This is a genomic window from Streptomyces sp. Ag82_O1-12, assembly GCF_900182715.1.
Classification (GTDB): domain Bacteria; phylum Actinomycetota; class Actinomycetes; order Streptomycetales; family Streptomycetaceae; genus Streptomyces; species Streptomyces massasporeus.
This window is the reverse complement of record NZ_FXUW01000001.1, coordinates 8,256,844-8,277,533: the sequence shown is the minus strand read 5'-3', so window position 1 is coordinate 8,277,533 and position 20,690 is coordinate 8,256,844. Positions and strand designations below refer to the sequence as shown.

Annotated in this window: 21 protein-coding genes; 16 read left to right on the top strand and 5 right to left on the bottom strand. The window is 72.3% G+C overall.

Translation table 11 applies throughout. The features are described 5' to 3' along the window. Positions 1-18: 18 nt before the first annotated feature. Together QOL88_RS37765 and QOL88_RS37760 are read right to left on the bottom strand one after the other, a co-directional pair. Entirely contained in the window at positions 19-900 is an 882-nt protein-coding gene (locus QOL88_RS37765; RefSeq protein ID WP_097222680.1) for a diacylglycerol/lipid kinase family protein, read from the bottom strand. Positions 901-982: 82 nt separating this feature from the next. Beyond that, entirely contained in the window at positions 983-2,581 is a 1,599-nt protein-coding gene (locus tag QOL88_RS37760) for an FAD-binding oxidoreductase (protein WP_179879074.1), read from the bottom strand. A 65-nt stretch (positions 2,582-2,646) separates the two neighbouring features. Between QOL88_RS37760 and QOL88_RS37755 the strand changes: the two genes are divergently transcribed. The 16 genes from QOL88_RS37755 to QOL88_RS37680 all read left to right on the top strand — a co-directional run bounded on the left by QOL88_RS37755 (position 2,647) and on the right by QOL88_RS37680 (position 19,484). Then, positions 2,647-3,264 (top strand): TetR/AcrR family transcriptional regulator, encoded by a 618-nt coding sequence (locus tag QOL88_RS37755; RefSeq protein WP_097222679.1) that lies wholly within the window; start codon positions 2,647-2,649, stop codon positions 3,262-3,264. After that, the gene (locus QOL88_RS37750; protein ID WP_097222678.1) at positions 3,261-4,841 is read left to right on the top strand and encodes a glycerol-3-phosphate dehydrogenase/oxidase; all 1,581 of its coding nucleotides are present in this window, start codon (positions 3,261-3,263) and stop codon (positions 4,839-4,841) included. Before QOL88_RS37755 ends, QOL88_RS37750 begins: the two co-directional genes overlap by 4 nt. A 244-nt stretch (positions 4,842-5,085) precedes the next feature. Next, positions 5,086-5,577 (top strand): DUF7144 family membrane protein, encoded by a 492-nt coding sequence (locus QOL88_RS37745; RefSeq protein WP_097222677.1) that lies wholly within the window; start codon positions 5,086-5,088, stop codon positions 5,575-5,577. A 114-nt stretch (positions 5,578-5,691) separates the two neighbouring features. Next, complete coding sequence (locus QOL88_RS37740) at positions 5,692-8,388, top strand: helix-turn-helix transcriptional regulator (protein WP_097222676.1); 2,697 nt, start codon at positions 5,692-5,694, stop codon at positions 8,386-8,388. Positions 8,389-8,546: 158 nt separating this feature from the next. After that, positions 8,547-10,175 carry an MFS transporter gene (locus QOL88_RS37735; protein ID WP_097223375.1) on the top strand — a complete coding sequence of 543 codons (1,629 nt, stop codon included), beginning with the start codon at positions 8,547-8,549 and terminating at the stop codon, positions 10,173-10,175. A gap of 19 nt (positions 10,176-10,194) precedes the next feature. Continuing rightward, positions 10,195-10,719, top strand: a complete 525-nt coding sequence (locus QOL88_RS37730; RefSeq protein ID WP_097222675.1) for a hypothetical protein — start codon at positions 10,195-10,197, stop codon at positions 10,717-10,719. Between the two features lie 121 nt (positions 10,720-10,840). Further along, positions 10,841-11,038 (top strand): DUF8691 family protein, encoded by a 198-nt coding sequence (locus QOL88_RS37725; RefSeq protein ID WP_030847793.1) that lies wholly within the window; start codon positions 10,841-10,843, stop codon positions 11,036-11,038. A 268-nt stretch (positions 11,039-11,306) separates the two neighbouring features. Then, complete coding sequence (locus tag QOL88_RS37720) at positions 11,307-11,969, top strand: HdeD family acid-resistance protein (RefSeq protein ID WP_257028006.1); 663 nt, start codon at positions 11,307-11,309, stop codon at positions 11,967-11,969. Between the two features lie 127 nt (positions 11,970-12,096). Next, positions 12,097-13,452, top strand: coding sequence for a hypothetical protein (locus QOL88_RS37715; RefSeq protein WP_097222674.1), 1,356 nt, complete (start codon positions 12,097-12,099; stop codon positions 13,450-13,452). Between the two features lie 3 nt (positions 13,453-13,455). Further along, entirely contained in the window at positions 13,456-14,316 is an 861-nt protein-coding gene (locus tag QOL88_RS37710; RefSeq protein ID WP_097222673.1) for a YhjD/YihY/BrkB family envelope integrity protein, read from the top strand. 79 nt (positions 14,317-14,395) lie between these two features. After that, positions 14,396-14,863, top strand: coding sequence for an SHOCT domain-containing protein (locus tag QOL88_RS37705; protein ID WP_097222672.1), 468 nt, complete (start codon positions 14,396-14,398; stop codon positions 14,861-14,863). 90 nt (positions 14,864-14,953) lie between these two features. Further along, on the top strand, positions 14,954-15,082 hold the full coding sequence (locus QOL88_RS37700) for a DUF7144 family membrane protein (RefSeq protein ID WP_257028005.1): 129 nt from the start codon (positions 14,954-14,956) through the stop codon (positions 15,080-15,082). 26 nt (positions 15,083-15,108) lie between these two features. Continuing rightward, positions 15,109-16,461 carry a diacylglycerol/lipid kinase family protein gene (locus QOL88_RS37695; protein ID WP_097222671.1) on the top strand — a complete coding sequence of 451 codons (1,353 nt, stop codon included), beginning with the start codon at positions 15,109-15,111 and terminating at the stop codon, positions 16,459-16,461. 236 nt (positions 16,462-16,697) lie between these two features. After that, a complete protein-coding gene (locus tag QOL88_RS37690; protein ID WP_097222670.1) occupies positions 16,698-17,153 on the top strand; it encodes a hypothetical protein in 456 nt (151 codons plus the stop codon). Between the two features lie 111 nt (positions 17,154-17,264). Continuing rightward, entirely contained in the window at positions 17,265-18,365 is a 1,101-nt protein-coding gene (locus QOL88_RS37685; protein ID WP_097222669.1) for a right-handed parallel beta-helix repeat-containing protein, read from the top strand. A 90-nt stretch (positions 18,366-18,455) separates the two neighbouring features. Beyond that, a complete protein-coding gene (locus QOL88_RS37680; protein WP_097222668.1) occupies positions 18,456-19,484 on the top strand; it encodes a methyltransferase in 1,029 nt (342 codons plus the stop codon). Positions 19,485-19,598: 114 nt separating this feature from the next. Here QOL88_RS37680 and QOL88_RS37675 read toward each other — a convergent pair whose 3' ends face one another. From QOL88_RS37675 to QOL88_RS37665, 3 genes are read right to left on the bottom strand one after another with little or no spacing between them, the layout of a single operon-like run. Beyond that, complete coding sequence (locus tag QOL88_RS37675) at positions 19,599-19,931, bottom strand: TcmI family type II polyketide cyclase (RefSeq protein ID WP_097222667.1); 333 nt, start codon at positions 19,929-19,931, stop codon at positions 19,599-19,601. A gap of 19 nt (positions 19,932-19,950) precedes the next feature. Next, positions 19,951-20,430: an SRPBCC family protein gene (locus QOL88_RS37670; RefSeq protein WP_097222666.1), complete on the bottom strand. Its 480-nt coding sequence runs from the start codon at positions 20,428-20,430 to the stop codon at positions 19,951-19,953. 1 nt (position 20,431) lies between these two features. Beyond that, positions 20,432-20,686 (bottom strand): acyl carrier protein, encoded by a 255-nt coding sequence (locus QOL88_RS37665; protein ID WP_097222665.1) that lies wholly within the window; start codon positions 20,684-20,686, stop codon positions 20,432-20,434. Between the last annotated feature and the right edge of the window lie 4 nt (positions 20,687-20,690).

Here is a 20,690-nt window from a genome sequence, read left to right as displayed (position 1 = left end):
TCGGGGTGCGGCCCGGCCTCAGCACAGGACGCGCAGTGCGCCGGGCAGCACCCTGGCCGTGACCGGGAGGGTGGCCTCGATCTCGCCGTCCGCGCCGTAGGGGAGGTCTCTGTCGGCCTCGATGCGTATCTCCCGGCCGCGCAGGACCCGCACCTGGGGGCGGTGGATGTGGGCGCCGGTGTCGAGTTCCCTCATCAGGGCGAAGAACAGCCGGCGCGGCGCGTCGCGGATCATCACGACGTCGAGGAGGCCGTCGTCCAGCCGCGCCTCGGGGGCGATGCGGCGCGCGGAGCCGTAGTAGCTGGAGTTGGCGGCCACCACGGTGTAGCCGGTGCAGGTGTGCTCCTGGCCGTCGACGGTGATCCGGTAGCGGGCGGGGCGCCAGGTGCTGATCGCGCGCAGGGCACCGGCGTAGTAGGAGGCCGAACCGCGCAGCAGGCGGGAGCGGTTGGCGTGGAGGTTGGCCAGCGCGTCCACGCCCGCGTAGACGCTGCCGAGCACGACGGTGCCGGCGTGGACGGACGAGGTGACCTCGATGGTGTCCACGGCACGTGGTGTGCCGTGGAGCAGCACGCGTGCCACGCCTTCGGGGTCGCCGGGCAGGCCCAGGGCGCGGGCGAAGTCGTTGCCGCGCCCGGCCGGGACCATGCCGAACAGTGCGCCGGAGCCGCTGAGGGCGCCGCCGATGCTTCCGGTGATGCCGTCACCGCCGACGGCGAGCACGACCCGGCCTCGTTCCCCGGCGTGCCGGGCGAGTTCGCGGGCGTGGGCGAGGCTGCGGCTGTACTCGGTCTCCAGCTCGGCGCCCGCATCCCGCAGCAGACGGGCCACTTTCAGCAGCGCCGCAGCGCTGGTGGCTCCGCCCGCGGTGGGGTTGACGACGGCGGTGAACTGTCGCATCGATGTGCCTCCGGGCTGACGGGTGGTGCCGGGCTGTCGTCTGGTGGGGTGGTGCGTGTTCGGACTGGGACCGGGGGCGCGGTCAGTCGGTCGGCAGCAGGACGCCGGGGTTCAGCAGGCCGTCCGGGTCCAGGCGTTGTTTGACGGCCCGCAGTGCCGCGACGCCCAGGTCCGTGGCCTCCCGGACGTACCAGTCGCGGTGGTCGGTGCCGACCGCGTGGTGGTGGGTGATGGTGCCCCCGGCGGCGAGGATCGCCTCGTTCGCGGCGTGCTTGGCGCGCGTCCAGTGCGCCACGGGCTCCTCGCCCTGGGCCGAGACGACGGTGAAGTACAGCGAGGCGCCGTTCTCGTAGACGTGCGAGATGTGGCACATGACCAGGGGCGGGGTGCCGTGCTCGGTGAGTGTGGCGGTCAGCGCGTCGCGGACGCCCGCGTACAGGCCGGGCAGCCGGGACCAGTAGGCGGCGGTCTCCAGCGTCTCGGCGAACGCTCCCGCTTCGAGGAGCGAGTCCCGCAGGTACGGCGCCGAGTAGCGGCCGTGTGCCCAGCGCTGTCCTGGTTCCTCGCCCGCGAACTCGCCGCCACAGTCGGTGAGTACGGCCGCCGCGGCCGCCCGGCGCTGGGCGGTGTCCTCCTCGGTTCCCTCGAAGCCGACGACGGCGAGACATCCCGCGCTCTGCTGCTCGGCTGCGGAGCCGATGGCATCGGGCTGGGCCAGGCCGATCAGTGTCTCGGTCTCGTCGGAGAGCCGCAGGACGGTCGGACGGGGGCCGTCCTGGGCGAGCCGGCGCAGGGCGGCGGTGCCCTCGGCGAAGGAGGCGAAGCGCCATCCTTCGTAGCGGCGGGTCCGCGGGACGGGCCGGACGCGGACGGTGACGGAGGTGATGACGCCGAAGGCGCCCTCCGAACCGAGCAGCAGCTGCCGCAGATCGGGCCCGGCGGCCGAGCGGGGTGCGCGGCCGGTGTCGAGGGTTCCTCCGGGCGTGGCGAGGGTGAGGCCGAGGACCATGTCGTCGAAGCGGCCGTAGCCGGCGGAGGCCTGGCCGCTGGAGCGGGTCGCGGCGAAGCCGCCGATGGTGGCCCACTCGTAGGACTGCGGGAAGTGGCCGAGGGTGAAGCCGTGTTCGGCCAGGAGCGCCTCGGCCTCGGGGGCGCGCAGACCGGCCTGGAGGGTGGCGGTCCGGGAGACGGGGTCGAGGTCGAGCAGGCGGTTCAGGTGCCGCAGGTCCAGGGCGACGAAGGGCGCCTTGCCGACAGGGGCGAGGCCTCCGACGACGGAGGTGCCGCCGCCGAACGGGACGAGGGCGAGGCCGTGTTCGGCGCAGACGCGGAGCACGGCGAGCACCTCCTCATGGCTCTGCGGGAGGGCCACGGCCGCCGGGGCGTCGGCGGTGTCACCGGCGCGCAGGCGCAGCAGGTCCGGGGTGGACTTGCCGCGGGTGTGCCGGACGCGGCTCTCGGTGTCGGTGCGGACGTCGTCCGCCCGGTCGCCGAGTGCGGTGCGCAGCGCGTGCAGGGCGGCGCCCTCCAGGGCGGGCGTGGAGATCGCGATCTCCGCCAGCCGGGCTGATGCCGTGGACTGCGGCTTGACGCCGAGCCAGTCGCGCAGCAGCCCGGTCACGGTGTCGGGCAGCGGCGTCGCCCTGGCCGGGTCTCCCCAGCCGTTCCACAGCATGTCCATGCCTGTCGTCCTCACCGGTCGTCGGGGTTGCCGCTGGAGCGGCCTCGGGCGTTACACTGTTACACATGACGCCTAATCGTCACAACAGCTCGGCCCGGCCGACCTCCGCCGACAACGACGTGGTGCTCGACGCCGTCCGCGACTGCGTCCTCGCCGTCGGGGTCCGGCGGACGACCATGACCGACGTGGCCCGTCGCGCGGGCCTCTCGCGGATGACGCTCTACCGCCGCTGGCCCGACGTCCGCTCCCTCGTCGGCGACCTCATGACGCGCGAGTGGATCGCCGTCGCGACCGGGTCCATGCCAGAGAGCCGGCCGGAGCTGGGCACACGCCCGCCGCTGATCGACGGCCTGGTCGCGGGGGTGAAGGCGTTCCGCGCCCACCCGCTCTTCCAGAAGATCGTCGACGTGGACCCCGAACTGCTCCTGCCCTACGTGCTGGACCGGCGCGGCGCGAGCCAGGAAGCCCTGCTGGAACTGCTCGCCGGGGCGCTGCGCGAAGGACACGCCGACGGTTCGGTGCGCGAGGCCCCGGCCGAACGCCAGGCCCGGACCGTGCTGCTGATCCTGCAGTCCTTCGCCCTGTCCCTGCGCACCATGACCGACGAGGACGACGCCGAGCTCACCACAGCGGCGTTCCTGGCCGAACTGCGCACCGTTCTGGAGAGGACCCTCACCCCATGAGCCAGACAGCCGTCCCGGCCGCCTGGGCCTCCCTGTCCGCGGCCCGGCGCACCCGCGAGCTGACCGAAGCGGCCGACGGCCGCGTGGTGGACGTGCTGGTCGTGGGCCTCGGCGCGACCGGCGCCGGAGCGGCCCTCGACGCCGCCGCCCGCGGTCTGGACGTCGTCGCCGTCGACGCCCACGACCTCGCGTTCGGCACCTCGCGCTGGAGCTCCAAGCTCGTCCACGGAGGACTGCGCTACCTGGCCTCGGCGCAGTTCGACGTCGCCCACGAGAGCGCGGTCGAACGCGGCGTGCTGATGGAGCGCACGGCACCCCACCTGGTGCGCGCCCAGCCGTTCGTCCTGCCCCTGACCGGACTCGTCCCGCGCGGCCAGGCGGCGCTGGCCTGGGCCGGCTTCCGGGCCGGCGACGCCCTCAGGCTGTCGGCCCGTACGGCTCGGGCCACGTTGCCCGCCCCGCGTCGGCTGTCGCCCGTCGAGACCCGGCACCTGGCCCCGGCACTGCGCCCCGGCGGGCTGCGGGGCGGCCTGCTGTCCTGGGACGGACGGCTCACCGACGACGCCCGTCTGGTGACCGCCCTCGCCCGCACGGCCGCCGCGCACCACGCCCGCGTGCTGACCCGTGTCCGGGCCCTGGAGATCACCGCGTCCGGCGCCCGCGTGCGGGACGAAATCACCGGCGAGGAGGGCGAGATCCGGGCCCGCGCGGTGATCAACGCGTCCGGCGTGTGGGCCGGGGACCTCGTGGACGGCATCCGGATCCGGCCCTCCCGCGGCACCCACCTCGTCCTGCGCTCGGAGCACATCGGCCCGCTCCCCGCCGGCCTGCACATCCCCATCCCCGGGGAGACCAACCGCTTCGTCCTCGTGCTGCCCCAGGACGACGGCCGCGTCTACGTCGGACTCACCGACGAACCCCTCGACGGGCCCGTCCCCGACGTCCCCGACGTGCCCGAGACCGACATCGGCTTCCTGCTCGACGTCCTCGGCTCCGTACTCGACGTCCCCGTCCGACGCACCGACGTCGTCGGCGCGTTCGCCGGCCTGCGTCCCCTGCTGGACACGAGCGGGACGGCCCGGTCCGGCGCCGCCTCGCGCACGGCCGACATCTCCCGCCGGCACGCGGTGCTGACCTCACCGGACGGCGTGGTCAGCGTGGTCGGCGGCAAGCTCACCACGTACCGCCGGATGGCCGAGGACGCCGTGAACGCCGCGGTCGACGCACGTGGTCTGGCCGCCGGTCCCTCACCCACCGCCGCGCTCCCGCTGGTGGGCGCCGCGGCCCCCCGGGCACTCGCCGCACTCCGCGCGCCCCGCCGCCTCGTCCAGCGCTACGGCACCGAGGCACCCGCGGTGCAGGCCCTGGCCGTGCGGGACCCGCGGCTGGCCGAGCCCGTCGTCCCGGGCCATCCCGTCACCGGCGCCGAGGTGCTGTGGGCACTGCGGCACGAGGGCGCCCTGGACGAGGCCGACCTGCTCGACCGGCGCACACGCATCGGACTGGTCCCGGCGGACCGGGCCGAGGCGCTGGAGGCCGTACGCGCTCTGATGGGAGAAGCGGCACCCCTCGCGTAAGGCCGCCGTGGGGAACGGCGGGCGCGTGCAGTGGCGCAGGCGAGCGGCTCCACTCTCACCCGCACCGGGTGAAGCCGCCCGCGGCCTGCCGTGGGCACGCTAAGAGGACGCCGAGCCGAACCGTCCTGAAGAGGACGCCGAGCCGAACCGAGCCGAACCGTGAGGACGCCGAGCCGAACCGCTCGGAGGAGGCTCCTCTCCCCCGTCCCCCTCCGGCCCCTGAGCATCGAAACCGAGGCGCGAGATGACCGCCACACCCACCCAACCGTCACACAGGGCGAGGGACGAATGGGCCACCGGCCTGACCGCCTTCGCCGCCGTGATGCTCTTCCTGGTCGGGCTGCTCGACCTCTTCCGGGGCATCATGGCCATCGCCGAGGACGACATCTTCGTCACGACCCGCAACTACGTCTTCGAGTACGACCTGACCGGCTGGGGCTGGATCCACCTCGCCCTCGGCGTGGTCGCCATGGTCGTCAGCGTGGGGCTGCTCAAGACGTCGATGTGGGCCCGCGTGGCCGGCGTCGCCATCGCCGGTCTCGTCATCATCGCCAACTTCCTCTCCCTGCCGCAGTACCCGGTCTGGTCGATCGTGATGATCGCGCTCTCGGGCTTCATCATCTGGGCCCTGTGCGTCGTACCGCGCGAGAACCTTCTCGAACCGTCCGAGGAAGGCTCATGGCGCGCACACGACGACGCGTACCGGCCCACGGCTTCTCCCCGGCCTCCTCGCTGAGGGGCCGCGGGGCGGCCTCTCAGGAGGCCCGGTCCGCCGTGCGGCCGGGCAGGAAGGCTGGGATGCTGAGGGTGGAAGCGCTGCCCATGACGTGGCCCTGACCCGACAGGGGTGATGAGCGCCGTGCCGGACGTTCCCGCGCGTGCTCGAGTATCCGAGATTCCGGTTGTTTCGCCGCTGTCGCACACCGATCCCCTGGGCAATCCGTTCCTGCGCACACGATTCGCCCTCCCCGCGAGGCCCCGGACGTACCTGCGGCGCCGGCGGCTCGTCGACCACCTCGACCAGGCCGTCAAGACGCCGCTGACTCTCCTCAACGGCCCGGCCGGAGCCGGCAAGACCCTGCTGGCCGCCGAATGGGCCTCCCGGCAGAGCCCGCCGGTCGCCTGGCTCTCCTTCGACGGCGGAGACCACCGCCCCGGGTTGTTCTGGGCCTACGTCCTACAGGCCCTGCGCGCCTGCGGTGCCCCACCGTCCGACGCCGTCGGGGCACCCGGCAACGCCTCCAGGGTGAGCCGCAGGCTGCTGTCCACACTCGCCTCCGAACTGAACGAGCGCGAGCGGCCCGTGCTCCTCGTGCTCGACGAGTACGACCGCGTGGCCGACACGAAGATCGCGGAGCAGTTGGAGTTCGTCCTGCACCACGCCGGCCGGGGCCTGCGCCTCGTTCTCATCACCCGCACCGAACCACTGCTCCCGCTGCACCGCTACCGGGCGGTCGGCGAACTGACGGAGATCCGCTCCGCCGAACTGGCCTTCACGCCCGAAGAGGCCGCCGCCCTGCTGGAACTGCACGGTGTGAGCATTCCGATCCAGGCGGCGCGGAACCTGGTCGACCGCACCCGGGGCTGGGCCGCCGGTCTGAGCCTGTCCGCCCTGGCCGCCCGGGAGAGCCCGGACCCCGAGCTCTATCTGAAGGAGTTCGAAGCGGACCGCAGCACGGTCGCGGACTTCCTGCTGGCCGAGGTCCTCAAGAGGCAGACGCGGGAGACCCAGGACCTTCTGCTGCGCGTGAGCGTCCTGGACCGCTTCTGTCCCGATCTGGCCAACGCGCTGACCCACCGCATCGACGCCGAGCCCCTCCTCGCCGGCCTGCACCGCGAGAACGCGTTCGTCGAACGGCTCGGGCACTCCTGGTACCAGCTGCACCCGCTGTTCAGGGAGATCCTGCGGGCCCATCTGCGGGTCCGCCTGCCCGGGCTGGAGCCCGAACTGCACCGACGGGCCGCGCGGTGGCTGCGTCGGCACGGCCACCTGCCGGAGACACTCGCCCACAGTGCCGCCGCGGACGACTGGGACCTCGCCGCCGGCGCCCTCGTGGACGACCTCGCGATCGGACGGCTCTTCACCGGCCCGAACGCACACGACCTGGCGCGGCTGTTCTCCCACATGGGGCCCGAGGCGAGAAGCCCGGCCACCGACCTCGTGCGCGCCGCCCACGACCTGTCCCACCACGACCTCGATCACGGCCTGGCGAGCCTGCGCCACGCCGAGGAGCAGCTGGCCGACGACGACCGCGACCTCGCGGCCGCACGGCTGAGCTGCGCGCTGCTGGAAGCCCTGGCCGCCCGGCTGGCCGGCAGTCCCCCGCACGTGGAGAAGGCCGCCGAAACGGCCCACGAACTACGGCAGGAAGTGCCGGCTCACCTCCTGGACAAGCATCCGGAACTCACCGCCCTCCTGCTGACCCATGTGGGCTCGACCCTCCTGTGGGCCGGGCGTTTCGAGGAGTCGCGTGCCGTCCTGAACACCGTGGCCGGCGCTCCCGGCGGAACGTCCACCGAGGCTCCCCGGGAGGAGGCGATGGGGCACCTGGCCCTGATCGACTACCTCAACGGCTGGCCCGGCCGGGCAGAGCGCAAAGCCCTGGCGGCAGTGCCCGGGGGAGACCACCCCGGCCCGTCTCAGCCGACCGGTTCCGCGATCGGACGGCTGGTCCTGGCCGCCGTGGCGGTCGACCGCAATGAGCTGGACCGGGCCCAGGCCCTCATCGACCAAACGGCGTATGACCCCTTCGAAGCGCGTGATCCGGTGACGGCGGCGGGGCGCTCCCTCGCCGCGGCTCGCCTCCTGATGGCCCGGGGAAAGATGCGAGCCGCGGTCGAGGCGGTGGCCCCGGCCGTCCCCGCCGCCGTGACCTCCCCGTGGGCGGCAAGCCAGGAAGCACTCGTCACCTCGGCCGCCCACCTGGCCGAAGGGCGGCCCGACAGAGCCACCGAGGTACTCCGGGCGGTCTCCGGCGAACAGCCCGTGTGCGCCGTGGAGGCCGCGTCGATCCAGCTCGCCGCACGACGTACCGCGGCGGCCTTCGACCTGCTCGACAGCATCCACACCGAGGAACGCACCGGCCCGGCGGTGACCGTGAGGGCAGCACTGGTGAGGGCCCGGGCCGCCGACGCGACGGGAGACACGGCAACCGCCCGCAAACTCCTGACCCAGGCGCTCCTCGACGCCCGGCGTGAACGGCTGCGGCGTCCGTTTCTGGATGCCGGAGCGTGGGTCCGGCCCCACCTGGCCACGGCGCCGCTGCACGATCTGGCGGCGGGCTGGCTCACGCCGGCTGCACCGCTGACCCGCGAGCGGCCGGGGCCACCGCCGCCGTCCGCCCCGCTCGTGGTGGTGGAGTTGAGCGCGCGCGAGCACGACGTCCTGGAGTGCGTGGCCCGGATGATGTCGACGGAGGAGGTCGCCGCCGACCTCTGTCTGTCGGTGAACACGGTGAAGACCCACCTCAAGAGCGTCTACCGGAAGCTGGCGGTGAACCGGCGCGGCGAAGCGGTGCGCCGCGCCCGCGACCTGCGGATGCTGTGAGGCCGCGCCGGTGCGGGAGTCCCGCGTCCGCACCCTCCCCCCTCGTGGGTGAAGCGGGCAGCGCGCCCTCAGGAGTTCGATGAGAGCAGCCGGCGAGTGCGCCGGTGCACGCCCGGGACTCCCCGGCCGTACCGGGCCGACTCGGCGAGGTGGACACCGTGAAACGCTGGCGGGCTTTGATCGTCCTCGGTGCGGCCCAGTTCCTGATGGTCCTGGACACCTCCGTCATGAACGTGTCCATCAGCCAGCTGGTCGAGGACTTCGACACCGAGGTCACCGCCATTCAGGCGGTCATCACGCTGTACGCGCTGGTCATGGCCGCCTTCATGCTCATCGGCGGCAGGCTCGGGGACATCGTGGGTCGCCGCCGCATCTTCCTCGTCGGGATGGTCGTCTACGGCGTCGGGTCGGCCGTCACCGCTGTGGCACCCACGCTGTGGGTCCTCACACTGGGCTGGTCCGTCGTCGAGGGGCTCGGCGCCGCCATGGTGCTCCCGGCCATGGCCGCCCTCGTCGCGGAGTCCTACCGGGGACGTGACCGGGCCATCGCGTACGCGGTCATCGGCGGGCTCGCCGGTGCCGGGATCGCGGTCGGCCCCCTGCTGGGCGGCTGGGTGACGACCTACCTGACGTGGCGGCTGGTCTTCGCGGGCGAGGTCGTGGTCGTCCTGGCCGTACTGCTGTGCCGCCGGGTGATCGCCACGCCCGCTCCGAGCGGGCCGCGCCCCCGGCTGGACGGGGTCGGCGCGGTCCTCTCCGCGGCCGGACTCGGGCTGGGCGTACTCGGCGTGCTGCAGAGCAGCACGTGGGGATGGGTACAGCCGCGCAACCCGCCCTTCACCGTCTTCGGTTTCGCTCCGACCCTGTTCGTCGTCGGCGCCGGGGCGGCCGTCCTGGCCGTCTTCCGGTGGTGGGAGCGGCGGCGGGACGACGCGAACGCCGATCCACTCGTGCACCTGTCCCTGCTGCGCAGACCCGTGCTGCGGTCGGGCCTGTTGACGCTGCTGAGCCAGAACCTCATCCTGCTGGGGCTGTTCTTCACCATTCCGCTGTACTTGCAGGTGGTTCAGGGGTTCGACGCGTTCGAGACGGGCCTGCGCCTGCTCCCGGTGTCCGCCACCATGCTGGTGACCTCTCTGGGCGCGTCCCCGCTGGGGCGGGTGGCGGGTCCGCGCCGGGTGGTCCGGCTGGCCCTGATCACGCTGGTGGCGGCCATCGTGTGGCTGCTGGCCACCATCGACCCGGCCATCGACGACGCGCAGTTCGCCGGGGCCATGGCCCTGCTGGGCGTGGGGATCGGCCTGCTCGCCTCGCAGCTGGGCAACGTCGTGCAGTCCGGGGTCGGCGAGGCGGAACGCAGTGAGGCGGGAGGGCTTCAGTTCACGGCACAGAACCTGGGCTCGGCGCTGGGCACCGCGCTCATCGGATCCCTTCTCATCGGCGCGCTGGCCCACGCCTTCACCACCCGGGTCGAGGACGATCCACGGTTGTCCGAGGAGACCCGCGAGCAGGTCGGTGTGGCCCTCGAGGCCGGTGTCACCTTCATCCCGACCGATCAGGTGCGCTCGGCGGCCCAGCGCGCCGGGCTGCCGCCCTCCGAGGTCGAAGCCGTCACGGACTCCTACGCGTCCGCGCAGTTGCAGGGCCTCAAGGCGGCGATCCTGGCCACCGGTGGCATCGCCCTGGCCAGTTTCCTCGTCACACCGCACCTGCCGACCGCCCGGCAGAGCCGCCCGCAGGAGCGGGGCCCCGACGCTCCGGCCGGATCGACCGGGTCGACACTCTGAGGCCACATGGGAGCAACTCATGTTCAGGACCACACCCGCCCCGGCGGACCGCGGCAAGCGCCGGGCGGAGCGCCGGGCCCGCGCGGACTACACGGGCGGCGTCTACGGTTCGATGCTCGCGGCCTCCGTGGTGGTCGGCGCCGGCTCCCTGGGGTCGTTCCCCCGGGCCGAGATGGTCGTGCTGCTGCTCCTCACCGGGGTGGTCTTCTGGATCGCGCACGTGCACGCCCAGCTGTTCGGGGCGCGCCTGGCGCAACGGGTTCCGGACCGCCGCCTCGTGATGCACGTGTGCCATGACGAGTGGCCCATCGTCAAGGCCGCCGTCCCGCCGGCGGCCGCGGTGGCGCTCAGCCCGCTCCTGGGGCTGGACGTCCGGGGGGCGCTCTGGCTGGCTCTCTGCGTCGCCGTGGTCGGCCAGGTCGGCTGGTCCGTGGCCGCGGCGCGCCGCGCCGGTGCGTCGCCGCGGCTCATGGCCGTCACCGCATCGGTCAATCTGCTGCTCGGCCTGCTCATCATCGCCGTCAAGATCGTGTTGAAGCACTGATCCCGGCGTCCGTCACCGGGCGGGTCACCTACTCCGGGTGAGGTTCGAGGGGGCGCGGAGGTGGACGATGACGGAAAGGGCGCCGTCCGCCTGTCCCGGGAAGCCGTGGGAGGACAAGTTCGTGCGCTACGAGATCCGCGTCGAGGGACACCTGTCGGAGACACTGGCCAAAGCCTTTCCGGAGCTGGGCCATGTGGTGATGGCCGGCCAGACGGTCCTGTTCGGCCCCGTCGTGGACGAAGCGCACCTGTTCGGGCTGCTGGCACGCTGCCAGTCGCTGGGACTGCGGGTCGTGGAGATGCGGCCGGTACCGGAGTGACGCGACCGTCTTCGCCGTACAACGACGCCCGACCGTCTTCGCCGTACAACGACGCCCGACCGTCCTCGCCGTACAAGACGCCCGACCGTCCTCGGCATCCAAGACGCAGGAGATTTCCGCCCCACGGTCACGGCGGCGCCGACGGCTCACCCACGGGGGGTGAGCCCGGCACCGGCGACAGGCGGGACGCTGGAGCAGTCGGATCCGTCGCCCGGGCCACGTCGCATCCCTCGAAGACCACCGCACCTCGATCACACGAGGAGGAGCCATGACCATGTCGCGTGGTCCGTCATCGCTCCCCGGGCAGGAGCACCACTCCGACGCAACGGTCCTCATGGCGACGGGTGACTCCGCGTACGGCCTCGCGCGGCTGGGCCGTTCCTGGACCTGGCTCCTGGGCTCGGCCGTGGCGACGCTCGTACCGGGCGTCCTGATACTGGTCTGGCCGGAGGCGTCCCTGCACGTCCTGGCCGTCCTCATCGGCCTGTACCTGCTGGTGAGCGGGGCGTTCCGGTTCGTGGCCGTCTTCGGCCGGGAGGAGCACGGAGAACGGCTTCCGGCCTTGGTCCTGGCCGTGCTCTACGTCCTGGCCGGGGTGCTGTGCCTGCGGAACCCACTGCAGACGATCGCCGCGCTCTCGCTGGTCGTCGGGGTCGTCTGGCTGGTGTCCGGGATCCTCACCCTCTACACGGCCATCGCCGCGAAGGACCTGCCGCACCGCGGCGTCGTCCTGGGTGCCGCGGTGCTCGGCATCGTCGCGGGGATCGTGGTGCTCGCCCTGCCCTCGGAGTCGGCCCGCGCCCTGACCCGGCTGCTCGGCCTGTGGCTGGTCCTGCTGGCCGTGGCCGAGACGGCGGTCGCCCTCGCGTGGCGGGCCGCGCTCCGCAAGACGCAGTCCATGGGGCCGCGCGCGCCCACCGGGGCCGCCTGACCCCGCTCACGACACTCCAGGGGGGCGCCGGGCACACACAGCCGGGTCCTCCGCGACGCCTCTCCTCCTCCATCCCGTGCGACGACCCTCACAGCCGGGGCGACGCACACCCGAGAAGGGCGCACCCATGAACCCGGCCGCATCCCAGGACCCGCGGCACCCCGGCGAAGCCGCCGGCCCGGAACATGTCATGACCGCCGAGGAGAGAGCGGAGTACGAGCGGCTGCGCCGTCACGCTGCGGTACGCCACCGGCGGGCACGACGGGCCGGCTCCTCGCTGCTCCTCGTGCTGACCCTGCTGCTGGCTCCGCTGGCCGTCGTCGCCGCCTGGGTCCAGGACACGGTGTCCGACACCGACAGGTACGTGGAGACCGTCGCGCCCCTGGCATCGGAGCCGGCCGTGCAGGATGTCGTGATCAAGCGCCTGACGGACCAAGTGGTGAAGAACGTCGACGTCAAGGCCGTGACGGACGCTCTCGTGCGGACCCTTCAGGACGCGGGGGCACCGCCGCGTGCCGTCGACGGAGCCGCTTCTCTCGAGGGTCCGTTGCGCGACGCGGTCAGGACCGTCGTGGACCGCACCGTCACCGGCGTGATCACCAGTGACGCCTTCCAGCAGGTGTGGGAGGGCGCCAACAGGCGCTCGCACGCCGCGGTGGTGAACATGCTCACCGGTGACCGTGATGGTGCCGTGACCTCCGAGGACGGCACGGTCCAGCTGGACGTGGGCGAGATCGTGGACCAGGTGCGGGAGCGGCTCGTCGACGCGGGCTTCGACAAGGCTTCCGCCATCCCGGACGTCGACCGGACGGTCACCTTGTTCGAGACGGAGCAACTGGGCAAGGCACAGGACGCGATGCGGCTGCTGGACGTCCTCGGCGCCTGGCTCCCCGTCCTCACGGTCGTCCTGGCCGCGCTCGCCGTGTGGACCGCTCCGGCGCACCGGGTCATGCTGATCATCACCGCGACGGGTGTGGGCGTGATGATGGCGGTGCTGCTCGTCGGGTTCGCCGTGGTCCGGCGCGTCTATCTGGACTCGGTCCCGCCGGCGGCCCTGCCCACCGGCGCGGCCGCGGCCGTCTATGACACCTTCGTCCGCTTCCTGCGCGACAGCACGATCACCCTGCTGGTCGTGGCGGTCGTCACCGCGCTGGTCGCCTACCTGTACGGCCCCGGGCGCCTCGCCCTCGGGGCCCGCACGGCGGCGGACCGGGGCACGGCGGCCACCGGCAGGGCCCTCGAACACGCGGGAGTGCGCACCGGCGCCACGGGGCGCTGGCTCGCCGAGCACCGTACGTGGACCACCGCAGTGGTGATGGCGGCCGGAGCTCTGGCACTCGTGCTCTGGAACCATCCCACCGTCGCAGCGGTGGCGCTCGTCCTCGGCATCGCCTTGGCCGTACTGATCGTTCTGGCGGTCCTCGCCGCCGCCGGACCGGCCGACCGGGCGGCGGGGCGGGCGACGCAACAGGCGATTCCGTGAGCCATGACCCGGACATCCGGCCAAAGGGACCAGGTCCACGGACGCACGGCGGCACGGATCGCGGCGAGCCTGCGGTCCGGCGCCATGGCCCGGCTGCTGTCCCGTCTGTCTTCCATCAACATCGTGGAAGGCTCCGTACGGCTGGCCGCGCAGGCGTTCCTCACCGCACTGCCGCTGCTCATGACCGTCGCGGCGTTCGCCCCCGGCTGGATGCAGGACCTGCTGGCCGACTCCCTCCGGGCGGTTCTCGGCATGCGCGGCGACACCCTCGACGAACTGCGCCGGGTCTTCTCCGCGACGGGCACGACGCGGAACACGGCCGGCGCCGTGAGCGCGGTGGTGACCCTGCTGTCGGCCACGGCGTTCAGCCGGGCTCTCCAAGCGGTGTGCGAGCGCTGCTGGCACCTCCCGCGCGCACCGCTGCGGACCGCGGTCTGGCGCTGGCTGCTCTGGCTGGTGGTCTGGCTCGTCTGCCTCCTGCTCCAGGCGCCGCTGCGCAACGCGTTCGGTGCGGGCGCGGTGCCCGGAGTGCTGCTGTCCGTGCTCTCGGCGACGTTGCTGTGGTGGTGGTCGCAGCACCTGCTGCTGGGGGGCCGGATCGGCTGGCGGAGTCTGCTGCCGGGAGCACTGCTGGCCGGCAGCGGGACGGTGCTGCTGAGTCTGGCCGCGCGTGTGCTGGCCCCCACGGCCATGGAACGCAGCCTGGAGGAGTTCGGCCCCCTGGGCCCCGTGTTCACGTTCCTTTCGTGGCTCATCGCCGTCTTCCTCGTGGCCGTCTCGGGTCTGGCGCTGGGCGAGTACGTCGCCTCCACCACCTGGTACCGGACGTCCGCCCTCTATCGCATGCTCACCCGTGCCGGGTGAGGCCGGCCATGCCCTGCCGGGCTCACGCTGAGTGCAGCGCGCGCCGGAGGCCCGGCGAGCACCGGAGACGGAGGAAGACATGAGCGCACAGACGTACCTGGCGTACGACTACCCCCTGCTGAGCGTCTTCTGGAGCATGCTCCTGTTCTTCCTGTGGATCATGTGGTTCGTTCTGCTCTTCCGCGTGGTGGTCGACATCTTCCGTGACGACGACATGAGCGGCTGGGCGAAGGCCGGCTGGTTGGTGCTCACCGTCCTGCTGCCCTTCCTGGGCGTCTTCGTCTACGTGATCGCCCGCGGCAAGAACATGGGCCGTCGTGAGATCGCGCAGGCCCGGGCGCAGCAGGAGGCCTTCGACGCCCGCGTCAGGCAGGCCGCGGGCACCGAGGGCCGGTCCAGCAGCGTCGACGAACTCGCCAGGCTGTCGGAGATCCGCGACCGCGGCGCCATCACGGACGACGAGTTCCGCAAGGCGAAGGAGCTCGTTCTGACCGGCCACGCACCGGCCGGCCCCTCGGGCTCCGCCGCCCACGCCTCCGATCGTTGAGCGTTCTCGTCACACGAGCCGGGTCACACGAGCCGAGGCACGCACCATGACGGCAACACACACCCGGCCCACACCTTCGCCGAAACAGCTTTGGGCCAGTACCCGGTCTGGTCGATCGTGATGATCGCGCTCTCGGGCTTCATCATCTGGGCCCTGTGCGTCGTGCGGGCCGACAACCTCTACGACCTCTCCGAAGACGCCCCACCACGCGACCTGTGACGCGACGAGAAGGGCGGGCAGCACAGGTGCGACGACAGGTCCGGCACCGGACGGCATCCACCGAGGCGGGGGCGGTCACCGTGCGCGAGGGGAGTCCCGGACGGGCACGCCTCGCGGTGCTCGCCCTGCTGGGAAGCATCCTGGTGCCACTCGTCACGGCCGGTCTGAGAAGCGTGCTGTGGGTACTGGCCGGAATCGCGGCACTGGCGCTGGCGGCCGTCGGGGTGTGGTGGATCCTGGCGCACACCGGAGTGGTCCGTGCCCTCGGACTGGTCCTGGCACTCGCCGCGCCGTCGGCCGTCCTGGCCTTGTACGCGGCGGCCGGAATGCTCTGGGCGGCCTGCCTGTCCCTCGCCCTGTGGGCGCTCGCGCTCGCGACGGCCCGTAGCGCACTGCCCTGCGGCCACACCGCCTCGGAGCAGACGGCGACGAAGGCGCCCCGCCACCCCTGGGTCCTCATGAACCCGCGTTCCGGCGGCGGCAAGGTGGGCCGTTTCGACCTGGTGGACAGGGCCCGGGCGGCCGGTTGCCGCGTGACGCTGCTCGACGGGGGCCAGGACGTCACCGAGTTGGCGCGGCAGGCCGTCGCCGAGGGAGCCGATCTGCTGGCCGTGGCAGGGGGTGACGGCACCCAGGCCCTGGTGGCCGAGGTCGCCGCGCGTCACGACCTGCCCTTCCTGGTGATTCCCGCCGGCACCCGCAACCATTTCGCCCTCGATCTCGGCCTCGACCGCGACGATCCGGCGGCAGCCCTGGAGGCCCTGGCCGAGGGCGTCGAACTCCGCATCGACCTCGGCTACGCCGCGGACCGCGTCTTCGTCAACAACGCCTCCTTCGGGACGTACGCGTTCGTCGTCACCGATCCCGCGTACCGGGACGCCAAGGCCCGCACGACCCTGCGCACGCTCCCCGGCCTCCTCACCGGCGAGGATGCGCCCAGGCTGCGGGCGCGGGCCGACCGGACGCACATCGACGGACTCCAGGCACTGCTCGTCAGCAACAACCCCTACGGGCGGGCCGTCGACGCCGCCCACCCGGGGCGCAGAGGACGGCTGGACTCGGGGCTCCTCGGCGTGGTGTGCGTGCGCGTGGGCAACGCCGCCCAGGCGGCACGCCTCGTGCGCGGTCCGGGCTCCCGGAGAGGACTGATCCGGCTGAGCGCCGCGACGGTCGTCGTCGAAGCGGACACGGACACCCTCCCGGCCGGCATCGACGGAGAGCACGTCGTCCTGCCGTCACCCGTGGTGTGCCGCATCGCGCCCGGCGCACTCCGGGTCCGCGTGCCACGCCGTCGCGCCCGCACCTCGCGGTCCGGTGACCGGGCGGCCGACTGGCCGGGCGTGGTGCGATTGGCGCTGGTCTCGCTCCGGACCACATGACACACGCATCGGCGATGTGTGCCCTTGCAGTCAAGTGGCGGAATCCTCCCCTCGCATCCATCCGTACGAGAGCACGCACCCGTCGCCGAGCGCATCGGCGCGGCGGGTGCGCTACGCCTTCTGAGCACGTCTCACCGCCCGGGCGGCCCGGGCCGGCCGGTACGCGGGTGCCCAGGGCCGCGCGTCGCCCGAATGCCGGTGATGCGGGCAGCCGCCGACCGGGCAGTCAGTCCTACATGAGTGATCACCACGAGGGGCCGGACGCAGCCCACCGCCGTCCACCCGGCATGACCGACGCCATCGTCCGGGCCTTGGGTGCCCTGTCCAAGGCTCTGGAGACGACCGAGCGTGCGCGCGGCCACCTGTACGCCTTTCACCAGCTGACGGGTGGGGCCGACTTCGAGCTGGACCGCGCGGCCGACCTCATGCACGAGGCGGGTCACCCGCGATGGGCGGAACGGATCCGGCACGAGATCGCGGGCCGCAACGTCATTCCGGGGCACTGGACCTTCCAGATCATCGAGGCCTACGACGCCACCTACTACGAGCCGTTCAAGGCCACGGAGCGGGAAGCGCGCCGGGAACTGGCCGACGGCAGGCACCACCTGTACGAGGCCGAGCTCAAGGAGAAGCGCCGGACCGGCGGGCACCCCGACCACACGGCTCGGCCCGACGCCACGCCGCAGGGCTGAGAGGCCCTTTCGGGACGCCGGGCCGCCCGGGCCGGTGCCTGCCGGCAGGGCCACGCCGCCGGATGGCCCATCTCACCGTTTTACGACCTTCATGGACATAACCTGCGCGGTATGAACAAATGCCATATCGCATACCTGGCGTGCGCCGCGGCGCTGCTCGGGACGGGCCTCGGGGCCGCTCCGTCGACCGCCGGCCACACGGTCCATCTGGTGAAGCCCGGGGAGTCGATCCAGAAGGCGGTGGACAGCGCCCGGCCGGGTGACACCGTCCTGCTGGCGCACGGCACCCACCACGGAAGCGTCGACGTGACCACGCCCGGACTCACCTTGCGCGGCATGGGCCGCGGCACGGTGCTCGTACCGGAGGAGGGCGCGGGCACCAGCACCCTGCCCGCCGGTACAGCGGGCGCCGCGAGGGCCGCCGACAGCTGTGCCGCGGCGGGCAACGGCATCTGTGTCACGGGCACGAAGGACCACGGCGTCGACGGTGTCACCATCGCGTCCCTGACGGTGACCGGCTTCGCCAAGACGGGCATCCACGCCAATGAGGCCGACAGGCTGACGGTGCGGAACGTCACCGCGGTCCGCAACGGGGTGTGGGGCATCGCCACGGAGCACTCGGCCCGTGGCGTGTTCCGCGGCAACACCGCCCGGGACAACGGCGACGCGGGCCTCTTCCTCGCCAACACGGTGACACAGGAGGAAGGCGCCACGGACACCGGGGGAACGGTGGTGGAGCACAACCGGCTGGAGGGCAACCGGATCGGCGTCACCGTCCGCCGGTTGCGCAACCTGACCGTCACGGGCAACCACCTCACGGGCAACTGCGCGGCGGTCTTCGTCGTCGGCGACGAGAACAAGCCGAAGGCCGGCCTCGTGACCGTGCGCGAGAACCGCATCGAGCGCAACAACAAGTCCTGCCCGAAGACCGCCCGGCTGGACGCCCTGCAGGGGTCCGGCATCGTCCTGACGGGCACCGACGACAACCTGATCACCGGCAACGTGATCAGGGACAACGTCGGCACGTCCCCGCTCTCGGGCGGCATCGTCGTGTTCAAGAGCTTCGTCGGCGCGACCAGCGAGCGGAACCGGATCAGCGACAACCTGCTGGAGGGCAACTCCCCGGCGGACCTGGTCAACACGGACCCCGGCAAGGGCAACACGTTCCAGGGCAATTCCTGCCTGTCGTCCAAGCCGGCGGGTCTGTGCTGACCGCACACCGGCACACGGCCCTCGGCGCACCCGAGAGTTCCACGACGGTTCAGTGACCACCCCTGCTCGATCCAAGTAGAAAGGCGGCACATGACGACCACTCAGCCAGCTCCTCCGCCGTCCATGCGGCTGCGGGAACTCGCGTTCGGGGCGGCATGTGCCGCCGCCCTGCGCGCGGCCGCCCGGCTGGGCGTCGCCGATGCGCTCGGTGACCAGCCCATGGCCGTGGAGGACATCGCGGCCGCGGTGAAGTCCGAACCCGGCCCGCTGCGACGGCTCCTGCGGGCCCTGTCCTGCTACGGCGTGTTCGCCGAACGCCCGGACGGGACGTTCGCGCACACCGACGTCTCCCTGTTGCTGCGCGAAAACGACCCCCACAGCCTGCGCGCCATCTCGCTGTGGTGCACCGAGCCGTGGACCTGGGACGTCTGGCCGAAGCTGGACGAGGCGGTGCGCACCGGCCGCAACGTGGTGGAGGACCTGTACGGCAAGGAGTTCTTCCCCTACCTCAACGAGGACGCCCCGGAGTCGGCGGACGTCTTCAACCGCGCCATGACGACCTCCAGCGTGCAGTCGGCGCAGGACGTCGCCGCGTTCCTCGACCTCACGGGATGCGCCTCGGTCGCCGACATCGGCGGCGGCCAGGGGCACGTGGTGGCGAGCCTGCTGGACAAGTACCCGGACTTGCGCGGGACGCTGCTCGACCTTCCCCGGGTGGTGGAGAACGCCGTCCCGCGCCTGCGCACGGGCGGCGACCTCGCGGACCGCGCGCAGGTCGTGCCCGGCGACGTCCGGACGGCCGTCCCGGTCAAGGCCGACGTCTACGTCATCAAGAACATCCTGGAGTGGGACGACGAGAGCACCACCCGCACGCTGCGCAACGTCCGCGAGGCCGGCGGCCCCGGGACGCGGGTGGTGGTCATCGAGAACCTCGTCGACGACTCGCCGTCCATGCGGTTCAGCACCGCGATGGACCTGCTGCTGCTCCTCAACGTCGGCGGGGCGAAGCACACCCGCCAGAGCATGGTGGACCGGCTCACCGAGGCCGGCCTGGTCATCGACGACATCAGTCCGGTCAATCCCTATCTGCACGCGTTCGACTGCCACATCCCCGGCTGATCCGACCGCGTACCGAGGGGCCAGGTGATCCCGGGACTCCCTCGACGCAGACAGACCGACGGCCGCCGGGTCCGCGACGCTGCGGACCCGGCGGCCGTCGAGTGCCGGCGGCGGTCAGCCGGCCGGCTCGCGCTCCCAGAGGTAGAAGCGCTGCGCCATGGCGTCCTTCGGGGAGCGCCAGGTGTCGGGGTCGTACGCGCTGACGTACGCGGACAGACGCTCGCTGACGTCCCGGAACTCGGGATGCCCGGTGATCTTGGCGATGGCCGGTCCGGGATCCCGCTCGGACTCGATCAGGTGCATGTACACATCGCCGAACTGGAAGAGGCTGCGCCGGGTCACGCCGACGAGGTGCGGCAGCTCCCCACGGTCGGACTCCGCGAACACCTTGGCGATGTCGGGCGCCGATCCCGGGGCCATCCGGGCGACGATCAGGGCTTGGTGCATGGGCTGGTCTCCGTCCGGCTCAGCGGGTCAGACCGGGACTCGCACCGCGTTCGGCGGCGATCTTCTCGATGCGGTCGCGGATCAGACCCATCTGCACCTTCGAGTTCCGGTTGATGTTGTCCGTCATCCACGCGTCGTCGACGGGTGCCTCCGGCTTCATCGCGAAGTCCTGCGTCCAGACCATCCGCGTGCCGGCCGGTACCTCCTCGTACCGCCAGTGGATGTTCATGTGGGCGAAGGGACCCGTCTCGACGCGGCGGGCCTTGACGGTGAGCGTTTCGCGGTCGGGCTCGCGCTCGGAGACCCAGCTCCACACGGTGCCGTTCTCGTCCGGGTGCATCGTCAGCCGGAAGGTCGTCTTGTGGCCCTCCCGGGAGATGATCTCGACGGAGGCGTACTCGCTGAACAACTGCGGCCAGTTCTCCAGGTCGTTGGTCACCTCCCAGACCAGGTCCACCGGGGCCGCGATGGTGATCTCGTTCTGCGTGTGTCCGGTCATGTCACGCTCCTGCCAGGAGGGCACCGTTGACGAGGTCGAGGAACTGCCGGGGCGTCTTGGAGCGTTCGGCGTCGGTGGGCATCGGCGTGCCGTACCGGTTCTCCAGCTCGCCCACGATGCCCAGCAGGCCCAGCGAGTCCACGCCGAGCTGCTCGAAGGCCGTCTCGTCGCGGCGGAGTTCCTCCGGAGTGACCGTGACACCGGTGCACTTCTTCATGAGTTCGGCGAGTTCTTCCACCGTGATGCGGTCATTCATGCCA

Coding starts and splice junctions, on each gene's coding strand:
- QOL88_RS37765 (WP_097222680.1), bottom strand. CDS start 900: ATGCGACAGTTCACCGCCGTCGTCAACCCCACCGCGGGCGGAGCCACC.
- QOL88_RS37760 (WP_179879074.1), bottom strand. CDS start 2,581: ATGGACATGCTGTGGAACGGCTGGGGAGACCCGGCCAGGGCGACGCCG.
- QOL88_RS37755 (WP_097222679.1), top strand. CDS start 2,647: ATGACGCCTAATCGTCACAACAGCTCGGCCCGGCCGACCTCCGCCGAC.
- QOL88_RS37750 (WP_097222678.1), top strand. CDS start 3,261: ATGAGCCAGACAGCCGTCCCGGCCGCCTGGGCCTCCCTGTCCGCGGCC.
- QOL88_RS37745 (WP_097222677.1), top strand. CDS start 5,086: ATGACCGCCACACCCACCCAACCGTCACACAGGGCGAGGGACGAATGG.
- QOL88_RS37740 (WP_097222676.1), top strand. CDS start 5,692: ATGAGCGCCGTGCCGGACGTTCCCGCGCGTGCTCGAGTATCCGAGATT.
- QOL88_RS37730 (WP_097222675.1), top strand. CDS start 10,195: ATGTTCAGGACCACACCCGCCCCGGCGGACCGCGGCAAGCGCCGGGCG.
- QOL88_RS37720 (WP_257028006.1), top strand. CDS start 11,307: ATGACCATGTCGCGTGGTCCGTCATCGCTCCCCGGGCAGGAGCACCAC.
- QOL88_RS37715 (WP_097222674.1), top strand. CDS start 12,097: ATGAACCCGGCCGCATCCCAGGACCCGCGGCACCCCGGCGAAGCCGCC.
- QOL88_RS37710 (WP_097222673.1), top strand. CDS start 13,456: ATGACCCGGACATCCGGCCAAAGGGACCAGGTCCACGGACGCACGGCG.
- QOL88_RS37705 (WP_097222672.1), top strand. CDS start 14,396: ATGAGCGCACAGACGTACCTGGCGTACGACTACCCCCTGCTGAGCGTC.
- QOL88_RS37690 (WP_097222670.1), top strand. CDS start 16,698: ATGAGTGATCACCACGAGGGGCCGGACGCAGCCCACCGCCGTCCACCC.
- QOL88_RS37685 (WP_097222669.1), top strand. CDS start 17,265: ATGAACAAATGCCATATCGCATACCTGGCGTGCGCCGCGGCGCTGCTC.
- QOL88_RS37680 (WP_097222668.1), top strand. CDS start 18,456: ATGACGACCACTCAGCCAGCTCCTCCGCCGTCCATGCGGCTGCGGGAA.
- QOL88_RS37675 (WP_097222667.1), bottom strand. CDS start 19,931: ATGCACCAAGCCCTGATCGTCGCCCGGATGGCCCCGGGATCGGCGCCC.
- QOL88_RS37670 (WP_097222666.1), bottom strand. CDS start 20,430: ATGACCGGACACACGCAGAACGAGATCACCATCGCGGCCCCGGTGGAC.
- QOL88_RS37665 (WP_097222665.1), bottom strand. CDS start 20,686: ATGAATGACCGCATCACGGTGGAAGAACTCGCCGAACTCATGAAGAAG.